This is a genomic window from Mycobacterium sp. E136 (assembly GCF_001666865.1).
Classification (GTDB): Bacteria; Actinomycetota; Actinomycetes; order Mycobacteriales; family Mycobacteriaceae; genus Mycobacterium.
Genome location: NZ_LZJE01000383.1, coordinates 1 through 8,254, shown reverse-complemented (window position 1 = coordinate 8,254; position 8,254 = coordinate 1). Strand labels below are relative to the sequence as shown.

Genomic DNA, 8,254 nt, shown 5'->3' with positions numbered 1-8,254 from the left:
TGCGACATCGACCACACCATCGCCTACCCCGCCGGGCCCACCCAAGCCGCCAACCTCAAATGCCTGTGCCGCCACCACCACCTGCTCAAAACCTTCGCCGGCTGGCGCGACCGCCAGCACCCCGACGGCACCGTCGAGTGGACCTCCCGCCACGAGCAGACCTACACCACCCACCCCGGCAGCCGCCTGCTGTACCCCGACCTGTGCCGACCCAGCGCAGCGGCCACCACCGACACCACCATCGACACCGACCTCGACACCGACGCAGCGCGCACCCTGAAAATGCCGCGCCGCAAACGAACCCGCGCCCAAACCCGCGACAATGCCATCACCGACGAACGCCGCCGCAACCAGCCCTACGCCGACGAACGCAACAAACCCCCACCCTTCTAGGGGTGGTAGGGCACGCCGACCGCGCGGAACACGTACTCCGGGGGGACGTCGAAGGACAGCGATCGCCGGGGGACCCGCGCGAGCACATCCTCGGGGATGGCGACCTTGTAATTCAGCGAAAGTTGGCCGCTGAAACGGGAATCCACCGCAGTGATGTCGACATCGATGTGCATCCCCGCCGCGGACAGTTCGGCTGTGACGTTTCCCGATTGGGGAGCGTCCCAGCGCTGATCGATCGTCCGGCCCGCCAATTTCGGCACCGTAGACAGCGTGCCCAGCACCCGCTGATTGGTCACCGCGAGCGAGCCCACATAACTCGTGACATTCGCGTTCGCCCGTCGTCCCGGGATTTTGCCGCTGAACCGCCGGGTCACCGCGATGTATTCGGCGATGAAGAGGACGCCTTCGGCCTCCACCTCGGCCCGCAGATCCTCGGGCAACCCCCCGATACGGAGCAGCTTGCGCACGAACACCGCCATGGGCAGTCACCCTAACGGCCCGTCGATCCGCGTGGTAGAGGTGGACGGTGGGATCACACAGGCGCTGGCTGGGAATGTCGGCGCTGGCCGCGGTCGCGGTATACGCCGCGTTATGGGTCGGTTTCGCCCAACACTGGACATGGTTGGCCGACATCGATTCCGCCGCGCTCGACACCTTCCACCGCCATGGCGAAGGCCATCCGGGCTGGGTGCACGGGTGGGATGTCTTCTGCACCGTTCTCGGCCCGGGTGCCTTCCGCCTCGTAACGGTTGTCCTCATCGTTGTCGCCTTTGTGCGGCGCCAGATCCGGATCGCGATATTTCTGATCGTGACCGTGGAATTGGCCGGACTCGTCACGGAGATCGCCAAGGCCGCTGCCGATCGTCCCCGCCCATCCACCGCCTTCGTCACCGCCTTGGGGACGTCGTTCCCCTCCGGCCATGCCCTCGGGGTGATCGTTGCCGTTCTCGCACTGTTGACCGTCGGACTGCCCATCGCCCGTCCGTCGGCACGCGCCGTCCTCATCGCCGCCGGCGCGATCGTCGTCGTCACCATCGGCATCGGCCGCGTGGTGCTGAACGTGCACCACCCGTCGGATGTCGTGGCTGGATGGGCCTTGGGCTACGCGTATTTCGTGCTCTGTCTGCTGCTCGTCACGTCGTCACGTCCCATCAGGGAAGCGGACGAAATACCGGAAGCGCCCGGTATCGCACGCTGAAGCTCGCCGTCGTGCACTCGGTTCCGACTTCGCCGTCGTGGGCGAGCAGCGTGGGCCCGTCGACCGCGGTGAACTCGAACTCGGGCACCCGCATCTCGTGATAGAACGGGCTGCGCTCGAGCCGGCCCAGCGTGACGGCGAGAAGAATTCGCAGCTTACTGAACCGGTGGCCGGTCTCCAGGATGCGGACATCCATCAGGCCATCGTCCATGCGGTCCCGTCTCGACGGTGCGAATCCCGAAGGCAGATAAGCCGAATTGCCGAGGAAGAACAGGAACGTCTGCAACGTCTTGTTGTCATACCGAATGCGAACCGGCTGCTCGTGCCGCAATGTGTGATACATCGCGTAAAGCCCGGCCAGCGGCTTGCCGATCTTGTGTTCGTACTTTTCCCGCGTCCGGACGAACGCGGGGTATGCGCCGATGCTCGCGGTGTTGACGACCATCTGCTTCTCGTTCAGGCACACCATGTCGACACACGCGACGCTGCCCTGCCGGATCGCTTCGACCGTCTTTTCCACGGTGTCGCAACCGATGTCCTTCGCGAAGTGGTTGAACGTCCCGCCCGGGAACACCGCCAACGGCACGCCTGCGTCGATGGCCGCCGCCGCCGCACACGACACCGTCCCGTCGCCGCCGCCGATCGCCAGAACCTCCGCCCGCTGCGCCGCCGAACGCAGCGCGACCGCGATGTCGTCGTCATCGGTGAGCTCCACAACCTCCGCGCGCGGCAACGCATTTCGGACGTCGTCGATGATGTCTGCTCCCGTTCCGCTGCCCGAAGCCGGGTTCACCACCAGCACCACTCCCGCACCGTCCGGCCGCGGCGGGGTATCCACCCGCAGCGGATCGGCGGTCGGAAGCCTCGTCGGGACCGCCGGCGGAACGATCCGCCCGCCCAGCACCGCGACCGCCGCACCGAGGCCGAACCCCGCGATCACATCACCGGGGTAGTGGGCGCCCACCGCCACGCGGGACAGCCCGACGAGCCCGGCCAGCAGCGCCAGCGGAAGTCCCAGGGAGGCGCTCTCCAACCCGACCCCCACCGCGAACGCGGCCGCGCTCGCGGAGTGCCCCGACGGGAACGAGTTGGACGTCGGCTGACGGCGCGTGCGGCGCACCAATGGCACGGAGGTGAACTGCGGGCGCGACCGCCGACGGATCCGCTTGGCGCCCTGGTTGGTGATCAGGCTCGTCGCCGCCAGCGTCATCACGCCGCGCACCGCACCGCGCCGCGCACTGGGGTTGCGCGTCGCGGCCAGGGCCGCCGCGATCGCAAACCACAGCTTCGAGTGGTCGGCGGCCCGGGTCAGCGGCGGCATGAAGGTGTCGAGCAGCGGCGTCGGGGACTCGGCGATCGCGTCGAAGATCTCCCGGTCCAGCGCACCGAGACCGTGCGTGATTCGCCGAAAGCCGGCTGGGCGGCGGACCACCTGGGCAACATCCATCTCCCCAACGTATCCACCGGGGTCGAAAAATAATCGTGTCATCGCAGATCAGTCACGGGGCCGCGTGGCGTACGAGGAGCTCGGCGCGTCGCGACTTAGCATGTGTCGGTGCGTCCACTGCTGACCGTGCTGTGCGCGGGACTGATCGCCCTCGCGACGGCGCCGGTCGGCCGGGCGCAGACCGTTCCCTGGTTCGCGCAATCGGTGGGCAACGCCACCCAGGTGATTTCCGTTGTCGGCGTGGGCGGTTCGAAGGCCAAGATGGACGTCTACCAACGGACCGGGGCGGGGTGGCAACCGGTCGCGGCGGGTATCCCGGCCTGGATCGGCGCCAAGGGTATGGCGCCGGAAACCCATGACGGCGAAATGAAAACGCCGATGGGCATTTTCACGCTCGACTTCGCTTTCGGCACCGCGCCCAACCCCGGCGGGGGCCTACCGTACGTGCAGGTCGGACCCGACCACTGGTGGGACGGCGACATGAAGAGCCCGACCTACAACACCATGCAGGTCTGCAAGAAGGCCCAGTGCCCGTTCGACACCGATCCGGCCAGCGGCACCGAGAACCTCCAGATCCCGCAATACGTGCACGCCGTCGTGATGGGCGTCAACAAGGCGCGGGTCCCGGGCAACGGCGGCGCCTTCTTCCTGCACGCCACCGACGGCGAACCGACAGCCGGATGCGTGGCCATCGACGACGGTAAGCTGGTCGAGATCATGCGCTGGCTGAGGCCCGGCGCATTGATCGCGATCGCTCAGTGAGTCAGATGTTCAGTGCCCGACCGGCTTTCACCTTGAAGTTCAGCGCCTCGAGCGACATCGACGCGTCGTAGGTGCGGTCGTAACCCGTCTCACTGATCCGCCATCCGTCGGGGGTCCGCCGATACCGGTCGTGGTAGAAGCCGGCGCCGATCAGCATGAAGTTGAAGTCCGGTGCGATCACCCGGTCCTGCAGGTACCACGTGCCCGTCGCCTCGTCGCCGTCGACGGTGATCTCGGGATGGGTGACGCGGTGTTCGGTGATGATCTCGGGACCCAGCGAGTTCCGCATGAACTTGACCAACTCGTCGCGGTTGGTGAAGTGGTGCTCCTCGCCGATCGACTCGCCGTACTTGCCCACCACGTCCTCGGTGAGGGTGTCGGCGAACTCATCCCAGTGCTTGGTGTCGAGCGCGCGCAGATAACGGAACTTCACTTGCTGGATCTCATCGATGTCACCCATGCCCGACATTGCAGCACAACACCTCCGTACCGCGTACAGTCCGGACATGAAATTCGTCGACGCCTACGTCAAATCTCCGTTCGCGGGGCTGGCGCCGTGGATCCTCATGGCTATCGTCGCAGGTCCCGGCCGTTTCGAGGAAGCCGCCTCGGCGGCACTCGGCCTCGCCTTACTCACGCTGTGGGTCGGTACCCGCCGCGGCGTGCCCGTCCACTCCCTCGAGGCGCTGACGATCGCCTACTTCGGCGTCCTCGCCGTGCTCGGCCTCCTCGCGCCGGATCGGGTGATCGACTGGCTTCAGCTGTGGTCCGGCGAACTCAGCAATATCGTGCTGGCCGTGTTCGCCGTCGGCACCCTGATCGTCCGTCGTCCGTTCACCATGGCCTACGCGAAGGACACCACGCCACGCGAGTACTGGGACACCCCGCCGTTTCGGCGCATCAATTTCGCGATCACCGGAGCATGGGCTGCCGCGTTCGTGGTGTCGGCCATCTCGGGCGGGATCGGTGACGCCGTCCTGCGCGACAACGACAACTTCTGGACCGCGTGGATCATCCCCATCGGCGCGCTGGTCTTCGCCGCGTCGTTCACCGAGTTCTATCCCGACTACGCAACGGGGGAGTCGGACTCGTGGTCGGGCGCCATCGACTGGCTTCCGCCGTTCCTCACCGTCACCGGAATCATCGGCTGGGTCTCGGATTCGACGTCCGACACCGTCGCGATCGCGCTGATCGCGGTCGGCATCGTGGGGTCCATCGCCGTCCGCAAGTTCCTGCCGGAGAAGCCGATTTCTACTGCGCCGCAGTGAGATTGCGAGTTGCGGGTCCCTCGAGCAAGGTCCCGTCGGGCGCGAAGCGCGAGCCGTGCAGCGGGCATTCCCACGACTCGTCGGCGTCGTTCCAATTGACGATGCCGCCGAGGTGTGGGCAAACCGGCGAGACGCGATATTCGCGGCCGTCGACCACACTTCGCGCCTCCAGGTCCCACGGCGGGCCGCTGACCACGCCGCCCTCTTCGGGGGTGCGGTTGAGCATGCGGGTGACCGGCGTGATCCACCCGCGGGTCAGGTAGAGCGCCACCTGCGCGTTGGTCTGCATCGCCTTCGGGATGCCCGACAACTCGTGCGGGCTCCAACTGGCGAACGCCTCGGCCCAATCCATCCTGCCCCCGAGGATGCGGCTCGACAGCGCGAGCGCGGCAGCGGTTCCGTTGGTCATACCCCACTTGTCGAAACCCGTTGCCACGAAGATCTTGTCGTTGCCGGGCAGGATCGGCCCCACATAGGGCAGCTCGTCGATCGGTGAGTAGTCCTGCGCCGACCAGTAATGGGTCTGCATCGCGCCGGGGAAGTGGAGCTTCGTCCACTGGTCGAGTTCCTGCACCGACGACGCGGGGCTCTTCTCATGGCCGACCGGATGTCCGGCCCCACCGGCGATGAGCCGGTCGCCGTCGGGCGTCGGCGCATAACGCAGCGACCTGGTCGGCGAATCCGCGGAGATGTACATGCCCCGGGTGATGGTTCCGGGCACCTTATAGGCCATGCAGTAGGAACGCTGCGGTTTGAGGCGGGCGAAGAAACCGCCGCGGTCCAGGATCGGGATGCCCGTAGCGAGTACACATTGATCGGTGTGCACGTCGAATTCATCGCCTTCGGTGGTCCGCACACCGAGCGCGAGCTTGTCACCGTCGTTCGAAACCTTCTGTACCCGAACGCCTTGCGCCAGTCGTCCACCGCGCTCGTCGAGCTCGACCACCAGGCTGTCCAGCAGCGGCATCGGGTCGAACTGCGCTTGGTCGGCCAGTCGCACGGCGCCGTGAAACGGGAACGGCACATCGGCGTCGTCGACCCAGTCGACGTCCAAACCCGCGGCCTGACACGCCTCGAGTTCTGCACGCACCGAGGGGACACCCTTCTCGGATTGCGCATAGGTGTAAGCGTCCTCGCGCTGCACCGACAACCCGTGCGCCTCACAGTGCTGGACCAGCCACTCCTGACCCTCGCGATTGCCCTCGACGTACTGCTTCGCCGTTCCCGCGCCGTGCTTGGCGACGATCTTCGACAGTTTTGTGCTCTGCAGCAGGCTGATCTTGGCAGTGGTGTTGCCCGTTGCGCCCGCCCCGACGCGTAGCGCTTCGAGCACCAGCACATCCTTGCCGGCACGCGCCAACAGCACCGCGGTGATGAGCCCGGTGATGCCGGCCCCGACCACTACGACGTCGGCGGACCTGTCCGATTCGACCAGCGGATCGGCGGGTTCCGGACGCTCAACGCGGTTTGCCAGCCAGAGAGATGTCATGGCATCTCAGGTACCCGTTTGGTGCACCCCAAAACGGCGGCGGCCGAACGAGGTTCGCACGGAGTGTCTGACCGGTTCGCGGTGGTTGGACGACTATCGTGTGGTCCGTTATGAGCGACCCGTTGGGGTTGTCGATCGGGACGACGAACTTGGTCGCGGTGCGCATCGGCAATCAACCCGTGATTCGTCGTTCGGTATTCGCCTTGCCGGACGGCGCGCTGATGTCTGGCTTCGTCGAGCGAGTCGGGGACGCGGTGCCTCTGGTCGCCGCCGACGGGTCATCGCACTCAGCCGACCGGCTTCTGGTCGCCGCGCTGGCGGAGCTTGTCGATGCCAGCGGCGCGGCGACCGACGACGTCACGGCCGCGGTGCCGGCGCATTGGGGACCGGCCACCCTGCGGATGGTGCGCACCGCGATGCGGACCCATCCCGTCCTGGGGGCCGACGGAACGCGGGTGCGACTCGTTTCGGACGCCAAAGCGTCGCTCACCGCGCTACCGGAGCAGTCCGCCCTGCCGGCCCAGGGGGTGGTGGCGCTCGTGGACTTCGGCGGTGGCGGCACCAGCATCACGCTCGCGGATGCCGGCGATGCCTTCGAACCCATCGACGAGACCACGCGTCACACGGAGTTCTCCGGTGTCCTGGTGGATCAGGTGCTGCTCGCTCACGTCCTCGACGGACTCGCAGCGACGGGCGGGGCCGATCCCACGAGCACCGCCGCGGTGGCGTCACTGTCGCGTCTGCGCGAGCAGTGCCGCGACGCCAAAGAACATCTCTCATTCCAGGATTCGATCGACCTCGACGCGGAGCTGCCGGGCCATCGCGCGGCGATCCGCGTGACTCGCGACGAGCTCGAGGCACTCATCGCCATACCGTTCACCGGCGTCCTGGCTGCATTGGACGACACGTTGCAGCGCAACAGGATTGGCTGGCGAGACGTCGCCGCCTTGGTCGTTGTCGGTGGCGGAGCGGCTATTCCGTTCGTGCGACGGCGGTTGGCCGAACACTCCGGCATGTCGGTGATCGCCACGACGGGTCCGGGTGTCGACGCGGCAAGGGGCGCCGCGGTGATCGGCGCGTACACCTCGGCCGCCGAAGCCCGCACCGGCATGGCGCCGGTCGCGTCTCCGGAGGCGCCGACGGGCTTGGCCCCGGTGGCCTCCGCGGATGCTCCGACGGGCCTGGCGCCGGTGTCACCGAACGACCCCACTGGCCTCGCACCGGTCGCGCCGGTCGACTCGCCCACCTCGGAAACCTCCAACGCGTTGGCCTGGTCGCAGGACGACGCGGCCGACGAGCCGCTGCCGTTCACCGGAGCGTACGAAGCCCCCTACGACACCGGATCGATGCGACCGCCCGTGCAGTATGTGGCCGCGACGGGGCCGATCGACGAACCCCGGCTCTGGCAGCGGATACCGGGTCTGGTGTTCGGCGTCGCGGCGGCCGTCGCGGTGGTGGCCGTCGGCGGGGTGGCGATCGCACTGACCAGCGCCACCGGCAGTACCGGTGTGACCGAGGCTCCGCGCACCGGGCCTGTGCCTCCACCGTCCGCGCCGCAGCCCGAACCCGTCACCGCCGAGGCGCCGCCGCCCCCCGTCGAGACCGTCACGCTGGCACCGCCCCCGCCGCCGGTCTACGCGCCTCCGCCGGCGCCGGCCTACGTGCCGCCGCCGCAGAAGCCGCGCCTACGCGACCGC

At 67.6% G+C, this 8,254-nt stretch carries 8 protein-coding genes and 1 pseudogene; 5 read left to right on the top strand and 4 right to left on the bottom strand.

Going from position 1 to position 8,254, the window contains the following annotated elements; translation table 11 throughout:
- A pseudogene (locus A5698_RS29185) lies at positions 1–393 on the top strand (HNH endonuclease signature motif containing protein); the annotation flags it as partial.
- Here A5698_RS29185 and A5698_RS26165 read toward each other — a convergent pair.
- Positions 390–872: a mitochondrial porin family protein gene (locus A5698_RS26165; protein ID WP_068303075.1), complete on the bottom strand. Its 483-nt coding sequence runs from the start codon at positions 870–872 to the stop codon at positions 390–392. The pseudogene A5698_RS29185 and the gene A5698_RS26165 overlap by 4 nt on opposite strands.
- A gap of 47 nt (positions 873–919) precedes the next feature.
- Here A5698_RS26165 and A5698_RS26160 point away from each other — a divergent pair, with 47 nt between their 5' ends.
- The gene (locus tag A5698_RS26160; RefSeq protein WP_502688990.1) at positions 920–1,591 is read left to right on the top strand and encodes a phosphatase PAP2 family protein; all 672 of its coding nucleotides are present in this window, start codon (positions 920–922) and stop codon (positions 1,589–1,591) included.
- Here the strand turns inward: A5698_RS26160 and A5698_RS26155 are convergent.
- Positions 1,545–3,038, bottom strand: coding sequence for a bifunctional phosphatase PAP2/diacylglycerol kinase family protein (locus A5698_RS26155; protein WP_068303072.1), 1,494 nt, complete (start codon positions 3,036–3,038; stop codon positions 1,545–1,547). The two genes, A5698_RS26160 and A5698_RS26155, sit on opposite strands and share 47 nt — an antisense overlap.
- A gap of 108 nt (positions 3,039–3,146) precedes the next feature.
- Here A5698_RS26155 and A5698_RS26150 point away from each other — a divergent pair, with 108 nt between their 5' ends.
- Positions 3,147–3,800, top strand: coding sequence for a L,D-transpeptidase family protein (locus tag A5698_RS26150; protein ID WP_068303077.1), 654 nt, complete (start codon positions 3,147–3,149; stop codon positions 3,798–3,800).
- Position 3,801: 1 nt separating this feature from the next.
- Here the strand turns inward: A5698_RS26150 and A5698_RS26145 are convergent, their stop codons facing one another.
- Complete coding sequence (locus A5698_RS26145) at positions 3,802–4,260, bottom strand: nuclear transport factor 2 family protein (RefSeq protein ID WP_067086101.1); 459 nt, start codon at positions 4,258–4,260, stop codon at positions 3,802–3,804.
- 46 nt (positions 4,261–4,306) lie between these two features.
- Between A5698_RS26145 and A5698_RS26140 the strand changes: the two genes are divergently transcribed.
- The gene (locus tag A5698_RS26140; protein WP_156613842.1) at positions 4,307–5,068 is read left to right on the top strand and encodes a DUF3159 domain-containing protein; all 762 of its coding nucleotides are present in this window, start codon (positions 4,307–4,309) and stop codon (positions 5,066–5,068) included.
- Here the strand turns inward: A5698_RS26140 and A5698_RS26135 are convergent.
- A complete protein-coding gene (locus A5698_RS26135) occupies positions 5,052–6,557 on the bottom strand; it encodes an FAD-dependent oxidoreductase (protein WP_068303068.1) in 1,506 nt (501 codons plus the stop codon). The genes A5698_RS26140 and A5698_RS26135 overlap by 17 nt on opposite strands.
- A gap of 110 nt (positions 6,558–6,667) precedes the next feature.
- Between A5698_RS26135 and A5698_RS26130 the strand changes: the two genes are divergently transcribed.
- A partial coding sequence (locus A5698_RS26130) for an Hsp70 family protein (RefSeq protein WP_068303066.1) occupies positions 6,668–8,254 on the top strand: 1,587 nt, incomplete at its 3' end.